At 64.1% G+C, this 17,529-nt stretch carries 13 protein-coding genes; 11 read left to right on the top strand and 2 right to left on the bottom strand.

Annotated features, from left to right (window positions below; all coding sequences use genetic code 11):
* Positions 1-19 precede the first annotated feature (19 nt).
* Entirely contained in the window at positions 20-1,234 is a 1,215-nt protein-coding gene (locus INT40_RS03890) for a M20 metallopeptidase family protein (RefSeq protein ID WP_193070879.1), read from the top strand.
* A gap of 288 nt (positions 1,235-1,522) precedes the next feature.
* Here the strand turns inward: INT40_RS03890 and fdhA are convergent, their stop codons facing one another.
* Positions 1,523-2,737: a formaldehyde dehydrogenase, glutathione-independent gene (gene fdhA / locus INT40_RS03885; RefSeq protein ID WP_101570093.1), complete on the bottom strand. Its 1,215-nt coding sequence runs from the start codon at positions 2,735-2,737 to the stop codon at positions 1,523-1,525.
* A gap of 237 nt (positions 2,738-2,974) precedes the next feature.
* Complete coding sequence (locus tag INT40_RS03880; RefSeq protein ID WP_193070877.1) at positions 2,975-3,916, bottom strand: LysR family transcriptional regulator; 942 nt, start codon at positions 3,914-3,916, stop codon at positions 2,975-2,977.
* 183 nt (positions 3,917-4,099) lie between these two features.
* Between INT40_RS03880 and INT40_RS03875 the strand changes: the two genes are divergently transcribed.
* From INT40_RS03875 to INT40_RS03830, 10 genes are all read left to right on the top strand, one after another.
* Positions 4,100-5,398 carry an aromatic ring-hydroxylating oxygenase subunit alpha gene (locus INT40_RS03875; RefSeq protein ID WP_413463156.1) on the top strand — a complete coding sequence of 433 codons (1,299 nt, stop codon included), beginning with the start codon at positions 4,100-4,102 and terminating at the stop codon, positions 5,396-5,398.
* Complete coding sequence (locus INT40_RS03870) at positions 5,395-6,915, top strand: flavin reductase family protein (protein WP_193095550.1); 1,521 nt, start codon at positions 5,395-5,397, stop codon at positions 6,913-6,915. The genes INT40_RS03875 and INT40_RS03870 overlap by 4 nt, the downstream gene beginning before the upstream one ends.
* Before the next feature lie 132 nt (positions 6,916-7,047).
* Complete coding sequence (locus INT40_RS03865; RefSeq protein ID WP_101570097.1) at positions 7,048-9,591, top strand: GcvT family protein; 2,544 nt, start codon at positions 7,048-7,050, stop codon at positions 9,589-9,591.
* Positions 9,592-9,805: 214 nt separating this feature from the next.
* Entirely contained in the window at positions 9,806-10,234 is a 429-nt protein-coding gene (locus INT40_RS03860; protein ID WP_101570098.1) for a putative immunity protein, read from the top strand.
* Between the two features lie 182 nt (positions 10,235-10,416).
* A complete protein-coding gene (locus INT40_RS03855) occupies positions 10,417-11,580 on the top strand; it encodes a thiolase domain-containing protein (protein WP_193095549.1) in 1,164 nt (387 codons plus the stop codon).
* On the top strand, positions 11,580-13,319 hold the full coding sequence (locus INT40_RS03850) for an AMP-binding protein (RefSeq protein WP_193095548.1): 1,740 nt from the start codon (positions 11,580-11,582) through the stop codon (positions 13,317-13,319). Before INT40_RS03855 ends, INT40_RS03850 begins: the two co-directional genes overlap by 1 nt.
* Complete coding sequence (locus INT40_RS03845) at positions 13,316-14,185, top strand: SDR family NAD(P)-dependent oxidoreductase (protein WP_193095547.1); 870 nt, start codon at positions 13,316-13,318, stop codon at positions 14,183-14,185. The genes INT40_RS03850 and INT40_RS03845 overlap by 4 nt, the downstream gene beginning before the upstream one ends.
* Positions 14,186-14,281: 96 nt before the next feature.
* Entirely contained in the window at positions 14,282-15,334 is a 1,053-nt protein-coding gene (locus INT40_RS03840; protein WP_226830786.1) for a DctP family TRAP transporter solute-binding subunit, read from the top strand.
* A gap of 1 nt (position 15,335) precedes the next feature.
* Positions 15,336-15,923 (top strand): TRAP transporter small permease, encoded by a 588-nt coding sequence (locus INT40_RS03835; protein ID WP_226830785.1) that lies wholly within the window; start codon positions 15,336-15,338, stop codon positions 15,921-15,923.
* Complete coding sequence (locus INT40_RS03830; RefSeq protein WP_193095546.1) at positions 15,920-17,497, top strand: TRAP transporter large permease; 1,578 nt, start codon at positions 15,920-15,922, stop codon at positions 17,495-17,497. Before INT40_RS03835 ends, INT40_RS03830 begins: the two co-directional genes overlap by 4 nt.
* Positions 17,498-17,529 lie beyond the last annotated feature (32 nt).

The following is a 17,529-nucleotide window of genomic DNA, read 5'->3' as shown; positions in this document are numbered from 1 at the left end:
TCGAAGGAGAACCGCTCTCATGTCCGCATCACCATCCGGCTCCACCCCAGATTTCCGCACCGAGGCTCAGGGTCTGCAGGACGACCTCGTGACCTTGCGTCGCACCCTGCACGCCCATCCCGAGCTCGGCTACCAGCTGCCCTTCACTCAGAAGACGGTTCTGGACGAACTCGCTGGCTTGGGCCTTGAGATCACCACGGGGGAGTCGCTGACCTCGATCGTCGCTGTGCTCAAGGGGGGACGAACCGGACCTGCGGTGCTGCTGCGCGGGGACATGGACGCACTGCCGGTGGCCGAGGACACCGGTCTCGAATACGCGTCGACCAACGGCAACATGCATGCGTGCGGCCATGACATGCACACCGCCGGACTCGTCGGTGCCGCCCGACTGCTCGCCGCTCACCGGGACGAGCTGCCCGGCTCCATCGTGTTCATGTTCCAACCCGCCGAGGAGGTTGAGGGCGGGGCCGAGCCGATGATCGACGAAGGCCTCCTCGAAGCGGCCGGTGTGCCGGTCGTCGCCGCGTACGGCATCCACGTCGAAGCCGACGAGCGTGGGAGGTTCACCACCAAAGGCGGGCCGCTCATGGCAGGCTTCGCCGATCTCAACCTGAAGATCCACGGCGCCGGCGGCCACAGCTCCCAGCCGCAGGCCACGCGCGACCCAGTACCGGCAGTTGCCGAAATCGCGCTCGCCTTGAACACAATGGTCTCCCGGTCCTTCGACATCTTCGATCCCGTCGTGGTCTCCGTGACGCAGCTCGAGGGCGCACAGGCCAGCAACGTCATCCCGGACTCCGCGAAGCTCACCGCTTCTATTCGCTACCTCTCTGCCGAATCCATCGCACTGGTCAAGGAACGGGTGCACGAGATCGCGGAGAGCATCGCCCGCGCGCACCGATGCACCGCCGAGGTGGACCTGCGTCTCGGTTTCCCCGTGACCATGAATAACCCTGCCGAGTCCCAGCTGGTCATCGACCGCCTCGGCGAGGTCTTCGGTTCCGAACGCGTCGAGGAGATGGCAGTACCGCGGATGGGATCCGAGGACTTCTCCTATGTGCTCCAGAAAGTGCCCGGCACCTTCGTGTTCCTCGGAGCCACACCAGAGGGTGTGGACCCGAACGCGGAAACCAACCACTCGCCCAGGGTGGTCTTCGATGATGGACTCCTCGGCGACCAGGCCGCAGCGCTCGCCCACCTGGCGTTCGCGCGCTTGATGGACGAAGTGGGCTGAGGGACGGGCTGGTTCAATGCTGTGCTGGCCGCGGATTGTTGGCAGCGGCTGGCTGGTCGCGGGGCGCTGGTTGCGGCGCGCTGGTTGCTCGCCGAGACACGGGCGTTGAGCCGAGACGCGGGCGCTGGCTGCTGACTGCTCACCGAAACTCGGCCGCTACGTCGAAGCACGAGTGTGCAACTGAGGGTCTCGACGCAGCGGCCGAGTTTCGGCGAGAGCTGCTGTTGGTGCAAGGCGCTGCTTCAGGCGCTGCTTCAGTCGCTGAGCAGGCCCTGAGTTGGCGTTGACTCAGGCCCTGATCATGCCGTGGGGATCGAGGACGAACTTCTTGGCGACGCCGGAGTCGAAATCGGCGTAGCCCTGCGGGGCGTCGTCGAGGGCAATGGGTGTGGCATTGACGTTCTTCGCGATCGTCACCTTGTCGTTGAGGATCGCGTGCATCAGGCCGCGGTTGTACTTCATGACCGGGCACTGTCCGGTGACGAAGACGTGGGACTTCGCGAAGCCGAGGCCGAAGCGCATCGACAGTGAACCCTGCTGCGCTGCTTCGTCGGCCGCCCCCGGATCACCGGTGACGTAGAGGCCCGGAATGCCCAGGCTGCCGCCGGCACGGGTGATGTCCATGAGCGAGTTGAGCACGGTCGCCGGGGCTTCCGTGGCCGCATCCTTGCCATGGCCGCGCGCCTCGAAGCCCACCGCGTCGATGCCGCAGTCGACCTCGGGAGTGCCGAGGATCTGCTCGATCTGGTCCTTCGGATCGCCCTTGGACACATCGACGGTCTCGCATCCGAAGGCCCGTGCCTGTGCCAGACGGTCCTCGTTGAGGTCACCGACGATGACGACCGAGGCACCGAGGAGCTGCGCCGAGGTGGCCGCCGCGATTCCGACCGGGCCTGCACCGGCGACGTAGACCGTCGAACCGATCGTGACGCCGGCCCCGACTGCACCGTGGAATCCGGTGGGGAAGATGTCGGAGAGCATGGCCAGATCGAGGATCTTCTCCATCGCCTGGTCCTTGTCCGGGAATTTCAGAACGTTCCAATCGGCATAGGGCACGAGGACGTACTCGGCCTGGCCGCCGACCCAGCCGCCCATGTCGACGTAGCCGTAGGCAGAACCTGGGCGGTCGGGGTTGACGTTGAGGCAGATGCCGGTCTGGCGTTCGATGCAGTTCCGGCACCGACCGCAGGAGATGTTGAACGGCACAGAGACGAGATCGCCGACCTTGACGAACTCGACATCGCGACCGACTTCGACCACTTCGCCGGTGATCTCGTGGCCGAGGACGAGCCCTTCGGGTGCGGTGGTGCGGCCGCGGACCATGTGCTGGTCGGAGCCGCAGATGTTCGTGGCTACGGTCTTGAGGATGACGCCGTGATCGACCTTGCGGCCGACATTGGCGGGATGGACGCCGGGCCCGTCCTTGAGGACGAACTCGGGATATTCGGTGTCGATGACCTCGACCTTGCCGGGGCCTGCGTAGCTGATTGCCTTGTTGCTCATCGTTGAGTCTCCATCTGTGTCGCACCGCTGTCGATGTCCAAGAAGCGTCGTCGTCCCATGGTCGGTGGGCGAAAAGGCGGTCAGGAAGCGCCGACGGTTCCTGAAATATCAGTCTGTTATCAGACGTACGAGCAGTCTCGCGGTCACAGGAGACTTCTGTCAATAGGTCCGGTCCCGTACCTCGAGACCACCCACGTCAGGCCGTCGCAGCCGTCCCGCAGCCCGAGACTACCCACGTTAGGCCGTCGCGGGCGTCTCATCGAGGCGGGTTGAGAGGATGTGCCGCGAGGTCGTTCGCAGGTGCGCCAGTGATTCTTTGATGAATGGCGAGTCCCGGCTGCCCGCTCGGACGGCGGCGATGATCTTCCGACTCAGCCTCCCGGAGCCGCTGAGTCGAACCCGTGTCACATTCGCCTCACCCAGTGAACTGGCCAGACGCGGAATGAGGCTGACTCCGACTCCCGCACCGACGAGTGCGGCAGACGTCTCCCACTCGATCGTCTCGTGGGCGACGGTCGGGGTGACGCCGGCCGCAGTGAACGCCGCAACGAACAGCGCGTGATACGGCGAGCCGGGTCCGGCGCTGATCCATTCCTCCCCGGCGAGCTCCGCGAGTGAGACCGACTCACGCTCAGCCACCTCGTGGTCGGAAGGGACCATGACGTCGAGCGGATCGTCGAGAAGATCGATCTTGTCGAAACGCGGGTCTTCCTCGACCTGAACCTCACCCTGCATCGCGACCACCACCGCGAGGTCGATGCGTTCAGCCACGAGGAGCTCGAAGCAGCGTGCCGGGCTGGCCTCGATCACGTGGACTCCGACATCAGGGTGAGCCCCACGCAGCTTCGCAGCCAATGGGGCCAGGAGATTCGACGAGGCGGTTGAGAACCCGCCGATGCCGAAATGTGAGGGGGTGTGGTCGCCGGCTGTCAGGGACGAGGCTCGAATCTCCTCCCACTCGGCGATGAGTCGGTCGGAGCGGCGGACAAGATGCCGACCCGTCGCGGTCAGGCGCAACCCTCGCCCGTCCTTGACGAGCAGCGTCATTCCCAGTGAATGCTGGAGCTCGCGCAGCTGTCCGGAGACGGCCGAAGGCGAGTAGCCGGTGAGCTCGGCCGTGGCGGCGACGGTACCGCAGGCGGCGAATGTGCGAAGCATGATGAGACGCGGATCGATCATGACACCATTGTGCCCCGAACCATGCGGAAAAACCGCACATAATTCATCAGAATCTCCCGCTTTTCCTGCAGTGTTGAGATCGCTAGTGTCGTTTGTGACAGCACGGATCGAGGCACTGTGCCGAGCAGGGAGCCGAAGCCGACGCGCTGTGCAGCACAGCAGCAGACATCAAGGGAGATGGAATTGACCGCAGTGAATCTGGCGCCGACGAAGAAGGGATTCCCTGCCGGCTTCAGCGCAGAGAGACTCGATGAGCTCCGCCGACTGCTCGACACGCGACGCACCGGATTCTCTCTCGAGGCTCCTTTCTACACCGACGACCATCTCTTCAATCTCGATATGCAGGCCATCTTCGGGCAGAACTGGGTCTTCGCCTGCAGCGTCGCCGAGATCCCAGAGCCCGGGGACTACGTCACCCTCGACTATGGTCCGTACTCGCTCCTTGTCCTGCGCACCGACGACGGGGGCGTCAACGTCCTCCACAACGTGTGCCGCCACCGCGGGGCCCGCGTCCTCACCGAGGCGGCCGGCACCACGGGCAACCTGGTCTGCGGATACCACTCGTGGACCTATTCACCCGACGGGCACCTCATCCACGCCTCGGCGCCGGGTGAGATGGAATTCGACAAGGCCTGCTATTCGCTAAAACGAGCCCACGGGAAGATCGCTGCTGGCCTCGTCTTCCTGTGCCTGGCCGATGAACCCCCAGCTGATTTCGATGACACCGCAGCGATCTTCGCCCCCTATGTCGCCCCGCACGAACTCGCGAAGACGAAGGTGGCCTATCAGCAGAACATCATCGAGGAAGCCAACTGGAAACTCGTGATGGAGAACAACCGCGAGTGCTACCACTGTGATGGGCACCCGGAACTGGCCTGCGCCCTGTTCCCGACATGGGGGCTGAGTGATGACACGATCCCACCGCACCTCGAGGACGTCTGGGACCGCAACCAGCAGGCACAGGCCTCGCTGGAATACCGGTGCCGCCGCTACGGACTGCCCTACGAGGTCGTCGAAGAACTCGACACCCGCATCGCCGGTATCCGGATCTCGCGCGAATCTCTGGACGGGCAGGGGGAGTCATTCTCAGCCGACGGGCGACGGTTGGTGAAGAAGCTCCTCGGCGATCTTCCCGATTTTCGTTTGGGTCGCTGCTCCATGCACCTGCAGCCCAACAGCTGGTTCCACCTCCTCGGCGATCATGTCGTGACGTTCACGGTGCTCCCGATCAATGCTCACCAGACTCAGGTGCGGACCACGTGGCTCGTCGCCGACGATGCGGTTGAAGGCGTCGACTACGACCTCGAGACGCTGACGCACACGTGGAAGCAGACGAACTTGCAGGACAAGGACTTCGTCGAACTCTGCCAACGTGGTGCGAGTAGCCCGTTCTACGAGCAGGGTCCCTATATGAAGAGCGAATATCAGGTCGAGGCCTTCATCAACTGGTACGTGCAGCGGATGCGGGAGCACGTGGGATGAAGCGCATCGACGACCCGATGATTCCGTTGGCGCAGCGGGTCCGGGGCCTCGAGATGCCGTGGAACCGGGCCCTCTCGTCTACCACCGGGCCCGCCGGTGCCGCCACGGCATTGGGCCCGTGGCACCCCCAGGAATTCTCCGCCGAGTGTGTGGAGACCATCCCCGAGGCGGGCGACATGATGGTCTTCGTGTTCCGCCGGATGGACGGTGCCCCACTGGCATTTCGGTCCGGTCAGTACATCAACATCGACTTCCCCGTGCATGGTTCGGACGCCGAGCCGGTGTCTCGCAGCTACTCGATCTCGAGTGCGCCGACGGAACCGTGGACGTTCTCCATCACGATCAAACGCGACCCGAAGGGGCTCGTCTCGACCTGGGCGCATGAGTCTCTGCGGGTCGGCGCCGTCCTGGAGATGCTGGGTCCGGTGGGCGCCTTCCACCTCGCCGACTATGATCGGCGAGCCCGGTACCTGCTGCTTGCGGCCGGAGCAGGGATCACCCCGCTCATGTCGATGGTGCGCACGATCCATTCCCTTCCAGGTCAGGCCGACGTCGTCCTGCTCTATCACGGCTCCGCACCGGATCGCTTCGCGTTTGCCGAAGAGCTGGATTTCCTGGCCCGCGCCGATTTCCGGATTGAGGTCATCTACACCCTGGGGGACCGGGCACAGGGGGACCGGGCGCTGGCAGACGAGTCGGCCGGCGCCGGAAGCGTCTGGGTCGGGAAGACCGGCCGCCTCTCGACCGCGCTCCTCGAAGAGGTCGTCCCTGATGCCAATGGGCGGCAGGTGTTCGCCTGTGGTCCCGAGGGCTATCTCAACACGGCGACGCAGTGTCTGCGCGAGGTCGGCGTGGACGACACCTCGGTGTTCATGGAGTTCTTTTCCGGAGACCGTGCGACCAGACGCGAATACGCCGAGGAGGTCGCCCTGGCTGGGGAGATCGCCGAAGAGATCGCGTCATCGACCGAGGAGTACTACGAACAGCAGCCGGCTGCCCTGGAGATGTACGAACCGGAGTACACCGCCGACGGGCCCGTCGAAACCACCGGGGATCCGGTGGAAGCCGTCGACGCCCTGGCCGAGGTTCCCTTCGAGCCCGAGGTTGAGGTGGTCGTGGCGGACGCCGAAGCGGTTGCGACGGTCGAGACCGACCCGGGCACAGCCTCGGCGGGGGACGTTATGAGCGCAGATGTCGAGTCAGATGACGAAACCACGGTCGTCGACCCGGCGACCTTCGCTACTGTCGGCGAAGGGGAGCACACGATGGCGTTCGTGCGCAGCGAGCTCAACGTTCGCGTCGCCTCGGACGAATTCGTCCTCGACGCTGCCAGGGCCGCGGGTGTGAAGATCGGGGCGAACTGCCAGGAAGGCATGTGCGGTTCGTGCAAGGTCGTCAAGCTCGACGGTGACGTCGACATGAACCACCAGGGCGGCATCCGCGCACGAGAGATCGAGGCCGGGAAGTTCCTGCCCTGCTGTTCGACCGCGTTGAGCGACCTGATCATCGACGCCTGATCCGAGGGGGCACCTGCTCTGAGGGTGACCTGATCCGAGGGGGAGGGGTCGCCGCCCGCTCCGACCGCACCATTCGCCAGCACAGCCTTTCGCACCAACCCAGATTTTCCCTGCACCACAAAGGAGTACACAGTGCCGATTTCCTCACCCCGAGTCGTCATCATCGGAGCCGGCATCGTCGGAGCTAACCTCGCGGACGAACTCGCCCAGCTGGGCTGGACCAACACCCTCGTCCTCGAACAGGGCCCGCTGAACATCCCCGGCGGCTCGACTTCGCATGCACCGGGTCTCGTCTTCTCCTCCAACGGCTCGAAGTCGATGACCGAGTTCGCCCAGTACACGATCGAGAAGCTGACCTCCCTGACCGGTCCCGATGGTCGCGGATCATTCCTACCCGTCGGCGGTCTGGAGATCGCCACCCAGGAAGATCGGCTCCAAGACCTGCACCGCCGTGCCGGATGGAACCGATCCTGGGGCGTCGACGCCGAGGTGGTCGATGCGAAGGAATGCCTTCGTCTGTTCCCGTTGCTCAACCCGGACAAGGTCCTCGGCGGTCTGGTGACCCCCGGCGACGGGTTGGCGCTCGCCGCCCGCGGAACCCAGCTGGTCATGGATCGAGCCCGGGCCGCCGGTGTCGAATTCCGCGACCGCACCGCTGTCACCGGCATCGAACAGTCCGGGGGTAAGGTCACCGCAGTGCTCGCAGGAGAGGACCGGTTTCCGGCCGATGTCGTCGTCTCCTGTGCCGGATTCTGGGGCCCGAACATCGGAGAGATGGTCGGAACCACGATCCCGCTGCTGCCGCTGGGCCACCAGTTCGCCTGGACCACCGAAGTACCCAGCCTGGCCGGGAAGAACGAACAGCCCGCAGGAGCCTCGGCGCCCATCCTGCGCTACCAGGACAAGGACCTCTACTACCGTGAATGGGGAGACCGGATCGGCATCGGCTCCTACGCCCACCGGCCGATGCCCGTCGACCTCGACACCTTGCGGACCTACTCACCCGATGAGATCACCGACGAGGTCATGCCCTCGAGCCTGGACTTCACCCCGGAGGACTTCGCCCGTGAATGGGAGGCCACGCAGGAGCTGCTGCCCGAACTGCGCCAGACCGAAGTCCAGCGCGGCTTCAACGGCATCTTCTCTTTCACCCCCGACGGCGGATCACTCGTGGGACAGTCCCGAGAGGTCGACGGATTCTTCGTCGCCGAGGCGGTCTGGGTCACCCACGGTGCCGGCATCGCGAAGGCCGTCGCCGAACTCATCTCGCTCGGGCGTTCGAACACGGACCTGTCCGGCATCGACCTCAACCGCTTCGAGGACGCACTGACAACGCTCGAATATGTCAGCGAAACCTCGCAGCAGAACTTCGTCGAGATCTACGACGTCATCCACCCCCTGCAGCCACGCGTCTCACCCCGGGATCTGCGGCTGAGCCCATTCAACGAGCAGCAGAAGGCACTCGGCGCATTCTTCCTCGAGACGAATGGGTGGGAACGTCCTCACTGGTACGAAGCCAATTCGTCTTTGCTCGAGGAGCTGCCCGAGGAGTGGAAGGCGCCTGAGCGTGAGGGCTGGGCGGACATGTTCCATTCGCCGATCGCGGCCGTCGAAGCGTGGAAGACGCGGACGAATGTCGCCATGTATGACATGACTGCGCTGAAGCGTTTCGAGGTCAAAGGGCCGGGTGCCGGCGAACTGCTGCACGGACTGACCACCTCGTCGATGCTGCGCAAACCCGGGGCAGTCAGCTACACCCTTCTGCTCGATGATGAGGGCGGCATCACCAGCGACATCACTGTCGCGATCCTCGACGAGCAGACCTATCAGGTGGGGGCGAACTCGAACATCGACTTCGCCTACATCACCCGCGCGGCCAGGGAACAGTCGGCGGCGGATCCGGCGAAGTGGGCCACCGTTCGTGAAACGACGCAGGGAACGTGCTGCATCGGCCTGTGGGGTCCGCTGGCGCGGGAAGTCATCGGCCGGGTCAGCAACGACGACCTCAGCAACGATGGACTCAAATACTTCCGTACCAAGCAGATCACCATCGGCGGCATCCCCGTCACAGCGATGCGCCTGTCCTACGTCGGCGAGCTCGGTTGGGAGCTCTACACCTCGGCGGATCTGGGGCATCGACTCTGGGATGTGCTGTGGGAGGCAGGTCGCGAGTTCGGGCTCATCGCCGGCGGTCGCGAGGCCTTCAATTCGATGCGTCTGGAGAAGGGCTTCCGCTCCTTCGGCTCGGATATGACCAGCGAGCACGAGCCCGTGCAGGCGGGGCTCGGCTTCGCGGTCAAGGCTTCGAAGACCGATGACTTCCGGGGCAAAGCTGCGCTGGCGGACCGGGCCGCAGCTGCGACTCAGAAGCTGACGTGCCTGACGCTCGACCGTCGGGAAGACGTCGTGCTCGGCAGCGAACCCGTGTATGTGAAAGGGGGCGCTGGAGCCGGGGTTGGTGCTGAGGGCGAGGCGAACGGAGCGGGCAAGGCTGACGGCTATGTCACCTCGGCGTCCTATGGGTACTCGATCGGGCAGACCATCGCCTACGCCTGGCTGCCGAACACCATGAGCGTCGGAGACGGCGTCGAGATCGAGTACCTGGGTCGTCGGCTTCCGGCGACGGTCACCGCGGAGCCGATCTTCGACCCGGAGATGACACGGCTCAAGGGGTGAGGGGCTTACGGCCGAGCTGCTGAAGGGTGAAGCGCATAGAGATTCGGACCTCATCGACTGAGCGGTCGGGGTGGGTTGCGCGCTGCCGCTACTCCGCTGTCATCGAAACTCCGCCGTCGCGTCGAGACCATTAGGCACGCATACGTGCCTTGGCGCTCCTGCGGTGTCGCGACTGGGCGGTTGCACCTCCATCCGCTGTTGAGACAATCGAGTGATGAAGCCGGATACCTCTGACCCGACACTGCCCGAACGTGACCGACAGGAATTGATCAGATGGACGGTGGCATGCGCCGAGAGGCTGTTGCCAGTGTTCTCTGCTGCTCGCCCGGACGATCCGCGACCGGGGGAAGCACTCGACGGCGCAGTGCAGTTCGCAGATGGACAACTGGCGGTCGGGAAAATGCGAAAACTCGCATTCGGCTGCCATGCGGCCGCGCGGGAGGCGTCTGAGGATGCGAGTACTGCCGTTGCACGAGCCTGCGGTCAAGCTGTGGCAGTTGCACATATGGCCGGTCATAGCCGCGAATTGGCGCGCTATACGAAGAAGGCGCTCGCCGGAACCGAGCTGGCACGTGAACTCGAGTGGCAGAGAGCCCACGTGCCTGAGCGGTTTCGAGAATATGTGTATTCCAACCTTGAGTGATGACGGCCGATGACAGGTTGATGACTGCTGGTGACCGATGAGACACACGGGATCGACAACTGGTGCCACTCCTTGTTCCATATGGTGGATTCGTGTTGACCAATAACTGGGACTGACGAAAGTATGACAGCAGGAGTTACTGTCGACTGCCCCACCTCGGTGGCGGGCCCGAAGGAGTGTCCATGCCCAAGCCTGCGATCATCGGCTGGTCCCACGGAAAGTTTGGGCGCTCCGAATTACCGCTTCCCGAGATGATGGGCGACGTCGCACGGGGTGCCATTGCCGATGCGGGACTCGAGCCATCCGACATCGACGTCATCCACGTCGGGGTCTACAACAACGGTCTGTCCAAGCAGGGATTCGAAGCCGCACTTCCCGGCGTCGTCTTCCCCGAACTCGCACTGACTCCGGCCCATCGGCATGAGAATGCTTGTGCCACAGGCTCCACCGCGGTCTTCGCCGCTCATGACTCCATCGCCGCCGGCAGGCACAAGACCGCCCTGGTCATCGGAGCCGAACGCATGACACAGGCCTCGGGCCATGAGGTCAACGAGGTCCTGCTCAGTGCCAGTTACCGGGAAGAGGAAGAGCACTTCAAATCCTTCGCCGGCGTCTTCGGAGAGATCGCCCGCCGGTACTTCGACCGCTACGGTGACCACTCGGAAACCCTGGCGAAGATCGCCACGAAGAATCACGCCAACGGCTCCCACAATCCGTTGGCCCACATGCAGAAGGACCTCGGCTACGAGTTCTGCAACACGGTCTCGGAGAAGAATCCCTACGTGGCAGAACCCCTGCGCCGCACTGACTGCTCGATGGTCTCCGACGGGGCCGTTGCGCTGGTCATGGCCGCCGAGGATGTTGCGGTCTCAGCTCCACAGGCCGTGACCTGGCGTGGCATGGGCAACGCCAACGACGTCATGCCCCTGTCCCAGCGCGATCCTCTGGCGATGGCCGGCGCCCGCCGCGCCATGTACCAGGCCCTCGACGTAGCCGGAATCGGGATCTTTGATCTCGACCTGCTTGAGACCCACGACTGCTTCACCATCGCCGAACTCCTCGAATACGAGGCCTTCGGTCTCGCCGAACCAGGTCAGGGCCACCGGCTCCTCGAAGACGGGACCACTGCCGTCGGCGGCAGACTCCCGGTCAACCCCTCCGGCGGGCTCAAAGCCAAGGGCCACCCCATCGGTGCCACCGGAGTCTCCATGCATGCGCTCGCCGCCGCCCAGCTCACGGGCCGCTCACCAGGCATCCAGATCAAAGATCCGCAACTGGCCGGAATCTTCAACATGGGCGGAGCCGCCGTATCCAACTTCGCCTCGATCCTCGAGCGCACACGCTGATGCGCGCCATCTCCCAGACCTCGCCGGCCAAGGACTTCTCACCCACACCTCGCCGCGGCGTCAACGTCTCCCGCTTCCTCACCCAGACAGCACGCCGGATCCCGGACCACACCGCCGTCATCGACGACGATCACTCGGTGCGCTGGACCTGGAGCGAACTCGATGCCCGAGCCGAGGCACTCGCCCGCACCCTCCAAGCCAGTGGTGTGGGCAGGCGCGACAGTGTCCTCCTCGTTTCGGCCAATCACGCCGAGGTGGTCCAGTCCTTCTGGGGCATCATCCGTGCCGGTGCGGTCATCGCCCCACCGAACGCCGCACTGTCGACCGAAGAGCTGCTGAGCATCAGCGCCGATGTCATCCCGGCCGCGATCGTCGTCGACCGCGCCCATGCCGACTTCGTCGAAGCACTGAAACGGACAGGCTTCACTGGCGCCGTTCTGTGGATAGGTGAGCTGCCAGATGGATCACCCTCATCGAGCGGACCACTTAGCGGCGATGGCGCAGGCTATAAAGGGTCCTCTCGACGCGAAGTGGTCCGCTCGACGGAAGCGGCAGATGGCGCCGAGGATGGCATTGGGGACTTCGCGGTCGAAGAGGACGACCCCTGCTGGTACTTCTTCACCTCCGGATCCACGGGCAAACCGAAGGCGGCCACGTTCACGCACCGCCACCTCGGCGCCGTGCTTATGAATCATCGTTGCGATCTCTTTCCCAACGAGACCGAAGACGGAGCTTCGTTGGTGCTCGCCCCGCTCTCGCACGGGGCGGGGATTCACATGCTCGCGCAGGTCTTCGGCGGTACGCCCTCGGTCATCCACCCTGGTGGCAAGGCTGATCCGAGCACCCTGTGGGAGTCGATCGACGGCTATGAAATCACCAACGCCTTCACCGTCCCGACCATTCTCAACCGCATCGTCGCCGGCTACCCGGTTGATCGCGGGCCCGCCGACCACAGTCTCAATCGAGTCATCTACGCAGGTGCCCCGATGCTCGCAGCCGACCAGTCTCGTGCCCTCGACAGGCTCGGGGCCTGCCTCGTGCAGTACTTCGGCCTCGCCGAGGTGACGGGTGCGATCACTGTCCTGCGACCGGAAGAGCATGGACAGATTTCGGTCGACTCCGCTGGCATCGGCACCTGTGGCAGAGCCCGCACCGGTGTCGACATCGTCATCCTCGACGAGTCAGGCACCGAGCTGCCAGATGGAGAGCAGGGCGAGGTCTGCGTGGGCGGGCCCACCGTCTGCGCCGGCTACCTGGGGCGCGCCGACGCCAATGCCGAGGCCTTCGCCCACGGTGTCTTCCACACCGGCGACGTCGGCTACCTCGACGAGTCGGGCTTCCTGTTCCTCACCGGACGAAAGTCCGATATGTACATCTCAGGTGGGTCGAACGTGTACCCGCGTGAGATCGAGGAGCTTCTTCTCACCGACGCCGAGGTGGCCCAGGCGGTTGTCGTGGGCGTGCCCGATGCGCAGTGGGGAGAGATCGGAATCGCGATCATCGAACCAGCGTCGAGTGGCGCGGCGAATGCCAGCGACGGCTCAAGCACTGACCCAGGTGCGAGCGCCGGAACGGACCCGAGCGAGCGTCTGCGTGCGCTGTGCAAGTCCACGCTGGCGGCGTATAAGGTGCCCAAGGAGATCCATTTCGTCGCGGCGATGCCCGTCACCGCCTACGGGAAGCTGGCTCGTAAGGAACTCAAAGCCGAATACTCACAAGGGCGGGGGAGCGCACGATGAACGATCTCAAGGACAAGGTCGTCATGGCCATCGGCTGCGGCACCCCGGACGGGCAAGTCAACAATGGGTTCGCTGCAGCGAAGGCGTTCCTCGCTGCGGGTGCGAAAGTGTGCATCGTCGACCGCGACCGGGCGGCCCTCAACCACGCACGGGCGGTACTCGGGGAGGCCAGCGCCTCGGGTGACGGGGCCAGTTCACCGGACCACCTCGGCGAGGCCGAGTCCCCTGGTGACACGGACTCTCATATGACCACGGTCGTCGCCGACGTCGGCGACGAGGACTCCTTGTCCGCGGCCTTCGACCACTGTGCAAGCAGCCTCGGCGAACCCACGGTGTTGCATTACAACGTCGGCATAGTCGTCAACGGCGGACTCGATACCTTGGACACGGCTGCCTTCGCCAAGGCCCTCGGCATCAACCTCACCGGAGCCTTCGCCGCGATGAAGCAGGCACTGCCCTATATGCGCAGGGCCGGAGGCGGATCGATCATCACGGTCTCCTCGGTGGGCGGAATGCGCTACATGGGCTACGACTACCCCGCCTATGCCGCATCGAAGGCGGGACTCATCGAACTCACGAAGGTCGTCGGCGCCCAATACGCAGCTGAGGGCATCCGCGCGAACTCGATCGCTCCGGGCCTCATCGAGACACCGCTGATCCACAACTCGATCAGCGGCCATTACGATTCGGTCGAGGACATGCTCGCCGCTCGGCACGCACTGTCCCCAACGGGGCGGATGGGCCAGCCAGAGGACATTGCGAAGCTTGCTGTGTTCCTCGCCTCGGAGGATTCGAGCTATATCAACTCCACACTCATCCCCGTCGACGGCGGACTCGTCCACTTCGCCGGAACCCCGAAGAGCTGACCCCCGAATACCTGATCAGATCCCGGGCCTGAACAGACCTAGACAACCAGCCGTGACGAAGCAGTCGCGACGATGAAGACAGACAGGAACAACTCAATGATGGAGGCAAGGGTGCCGACAACACCGACGAAGAGGACCATGCTCGCCTGGTTCGCTGTGCTGGTGACGCTCGTGCTGCTGGTCAGCGGGTGCGGAACGAACTTCGGCACGACCGACGACGGGAAGCAGAAGTACCGGTGGAAGATGACGGTCACGACCGGTTCCACGAGCACCTGGTACATCGCGGCCGAGAAGTTCGCGAAGGACCTCGAAGAGGAGACGAACGGCCGCATCACCCTGAAGGTCTTCGGCAACGAACGTCTCTCCGCCGGTGAGGCCACAGCTGGCGTCGAACAGCTCATGGACGGGGCGAAGGACTTCTCCTACAACTCGCCGATCATCTACTCGGCCGTCGACCCCCGCTTCGGCACCGTCACCGCACCTTTCATCTTCGACACCGTCGAAGACGGACAGAAAGCGCTGGAGGGCAAGGGCGGAGACGTCTACTCCGACTACCTGTCCGAACACGGCGTTCACCTCCTGGGTTTCGGCGAATCGGGAATGCGTCAGCTCACCAACACACACCACCCGATCCACACCCCGGATGACCTGCACGGACTCAAATTCCGCATCCCAGGCTTCGGTCTCTACACCGACCTCTACCGCGCACTGGGCTCCAACCCGACGACCATGCCCTTCGGCGAGGTGTTCACCGCGCTGCAGCAGGGTGCCATCGACGGTCAGGAGAACCCCATCGACGTGATCTACTCCTCGAATCTGCAGGAGGTCCAGCCCTACCTGACCCTGTGGAACTACTCCTACGACCCGCTGATCTTAGGCGTCAACGAGAAGCTCTTCGACTCCCTCGACGGCGAGGACCAGGAGCTTGTGAGCCGCCTGGCCGATGACACCAACAAGTTCCAGATCAAGAAGAACCGTGATGGCGAACAGAAGCTGATCAAGGAACTCAAGGACGGCGGCATGGAAGTCAACGAACTCACCGACTCCGAGAAGGACGAGTTCCGCACCACCCTGGAGCCGCTGTACGCGCAATACCGCAAGATCTGGGGCAAGGACATGTCCGAAGCGTTCATTCCGGAAGGACTCTGAGATGAAAATCGTCAAATGGTTCGAAGACTGGGTCATCATCGCCTCGTTCATGGTGATCGTGCTCGTCACCTTCGTCAACGTAGTCTCCCGCTACACCTTCCAAGCGTCCCTGGCCTTCAGTGAGGAGATCACGATCAACCTCCTCGTCGTGCTCACGATGATGGGAGCGGTCGTGGGCATCCGCCTCGGCGCGCACCTGGGTTTCACCTACCTGGTGGAGAACGCGAAGCCGAAGATCCGCAGATCCCTCATCATCATCGGCGCGGCACTGATGATCGTCTTCCTCGCCGTCCTCCTCATCTGGGGCTCCGAGATGATGATCCACCAGGCCATCCGCGGCCGCGCGACCCCATCGCTGGGCATTCCACAGTGGCTGTTCACACTGTCCATCCCGATGGCCGGGCTGCTAGGCATCGTCCGCACCTTGCAGGCCGCCCGTGCATCGCTGCATGAGGACACCTCTGCCGAGGCGGTTGCTGAGCGTCTGGCTCAGGAAGCCGCACCTGTCATCGACGATGCAGAGCTGAGCAGGTCGGTACACAAGGCTGACGCCAATCACACCACTGACTCTCAGGGAGGCCGCAAATGATCACGCTGCTGCTGTTCGGAAGCTTCTTCCTGTTCCTTGCCCTGGGTATCCCGGTGGCGTTTGCCCTCGGCCTGTCCGCCGTCACCGTGCTCATCACCACCGACGGACTCCAGGTACTGGACGTGGTGCCCTCGGTGATGTTCCCGTCGATGAGTTCGGGCACGCTGCTGGCGATCCCGTTCTTCGTCCTCGCCGGCATCGTCATGCAGTACACCGGCATCTCCCAGCGCCTCGTCGACCTCGCGTTCTTGGTCTTCGGCCGCTTCAGCCACGGGCTGGCCGCGGTGACGATCATCTCCGCGTTCTTCTTCTCCGCGATCTCCGGATCCGGACCGGCCACGGTGGCCGCGATCGGTGCGATTCTCATCCCCGCACTGATCCGCAACGGATACCAGAAGAAGCACGCGGTATCCCTCGTCGCGGCCTCCGGCTCGATGGGCATCGTCGTCCCACCCTCGATCGCGTTCATCATCTTCGCCGTCGTCGCCTCCGAGTTCGGGTCGATCTCGATCACGCGTCTGTTCATCGCCGGCATCGTGCCCGGCGTGATCATGGCTCTGGCCTTCTTCATCGCCGCGCTCTTCGTCCCCCGTGTTCGTGAGCTCGCGGGCCTGCCCGTGAAATCGGGCAAGGGGCTGCTGGCTGCAGGCCGTGAGCCCGCAACCACCACCGGCGCCGAGGCGGCCGTGTCCTCGGACTCGACTGCATCGTCGACGCCGGCGTCGGCCTTGGCGGCAGGAACCGACGGCACTGGTGCGACGAAGACTCGTCTGCTGAAAGCCGACAAGGCTGGAACGTCCGTCTCCACGAGCGGCCCGGCCACCTCGGCGGACATTGGTGTGACGACCGGGTCCGGAAATGGAACCGGGGGTGTGACCGGCCCGAGCGCTCCCGCAGCAGGCAGCTTCGCTGAATTCCTCGCGGCCCTGGTCAAGGCCATCCCCGGTCTGCTCATCCCGGTCATCATCCTCGGCGGCATCTACGGTGGCATCTTCACCCCTACTGAGGCGGGTGCTGTGGCTTCGGTGTTTGCCCTGTTGGTCGGTGTCTTCGTCTACCGCGAACTCAAGCTGCCGGACCTGCCGAAGGTGTTCCTGGAGTCGGGAGTCTCGACGGCTGTCATCATGTTCATCGTCGGTGTGGCCAGCCTCTTCTCCTATGTCATCACGGTCGAAGGCATTGCCGATACGGTGTCGACTGCGGTGCTCGGGGTCACGGACAACAAGTTCGTCATCCTCGCGGTGATCACGATCATCCTGCTCATCGTCGGCGCCTTCGTCGACGCGATCAGCGCGTTCTACCTGTTCATCCCGATCCTCGTGCCCATTCTGCTCGAAGTCGGCGTGGACATGACGACGATCGGTGTGTTCATGACCGTCAACCTCGCCATCGGCCTGTTCACTCCGCCCGTGGGGCTCAACCTCTACGTCGGAGCCGGCATCGGCAAGGTCAGACTCGAGGAAGTGGTGCGCGGCATCATGCCATTCCTCATCTGCGCAATCATCGCCCTGCTCTTCATCACCTACGTCCCGGCGATCTCGAACTGGCTGCCCGACCTCCTCGGCGTCGGCTAGGACTCCGGTCCCGGCAACTGCCTGTCGTTCAC

The organism is Brevibacterium sp. FME17 (assembly GCF_014897515.1).
Classification (GTDB): Bacteria; Actinomycetota; Actinomycetes; order Actinomycetales; family Brevibacteriaceae; genus Brevibacterium.
The sequence above is the reverse complement of the archived record's forward strand: the minus strand, read 5'-3'. Positions and strand labels throughout refer to the sequence as shown.

Coding starts and splice junctions, on each gene's coding strand:
- fdhA (WP_101570093.1), bottom strand. CDS start 2,737: ATGAGCAACAAGGCAATCAGCTACGCAGGCCCCGGCAAGGTCGAGGTC.
- INT40_RS03890 (WP_193070879.1), top strand. CDS start 20: ATGTCCGCATCACCATCCGGCTCCACCCCAGATTTCCGCACCGAGGCT.
- INT40_RS03830 (WP_193095546.1), top strand. CDS start 15,920: ATGATCACGCTGCTGCTGTTCGGAAGCTTCTTCCTGTTCCTTGCCCTG.
- INT40_RS03855 (WP_193095549.1), top strand. CDS start 10,417: ATGCCCAAGCCTGCGATCATCGGCTGGTCCCACGGAAAGTTTGGGCGC.
- INT40_RS03840 (WP_226830786.1), top strand. CDS start 14,282: ATGATGGAGGCAAGGGTGCCGACAACACCGACGAAGAGGACCATGCTC.
- INT40_RS03850 (WP_193095548.1), top strand. CDS start 11,580: ATGCGCGCCATCTCCCAGACCTCGCCGGCCAAGGACTTCTCACCCACA.
- INT40_RS03870 (WP_193095550.1), top strand. CDS start 5,395: ATGAAGCGCATCGACGACCCGATGATTCCGTTGGCGCAGCGGGTCCGG.
- INT40_RS03880 (WP_193070877.1), bottom strand. CDS start 3,916: ATGATCGATCCGCGTCTCATCATGCTTCGCACATTCGCCGCCTGCGGT.
- INT40_RS03845 (WP_193095547.1), top strand. CDS start 13,316: ATGAACGATCTCAAGGACAAGGTCGTCATGGCCATCGGCTGCGGCACC.
- INT40_RS03860 (WP_101570098.1), top strand. CDS start 9,806: ATGAAGCCGGATACCTCTGACCCGACACTGCCCGAACGTGACCGACAG.
- INT40_RS03835 (WP_226830785.1), top strand. CDS start 15,336: ATGAAAATCGTCAAATGGTTCGAAGACTGGGTCATCATCGCCTCGTTC.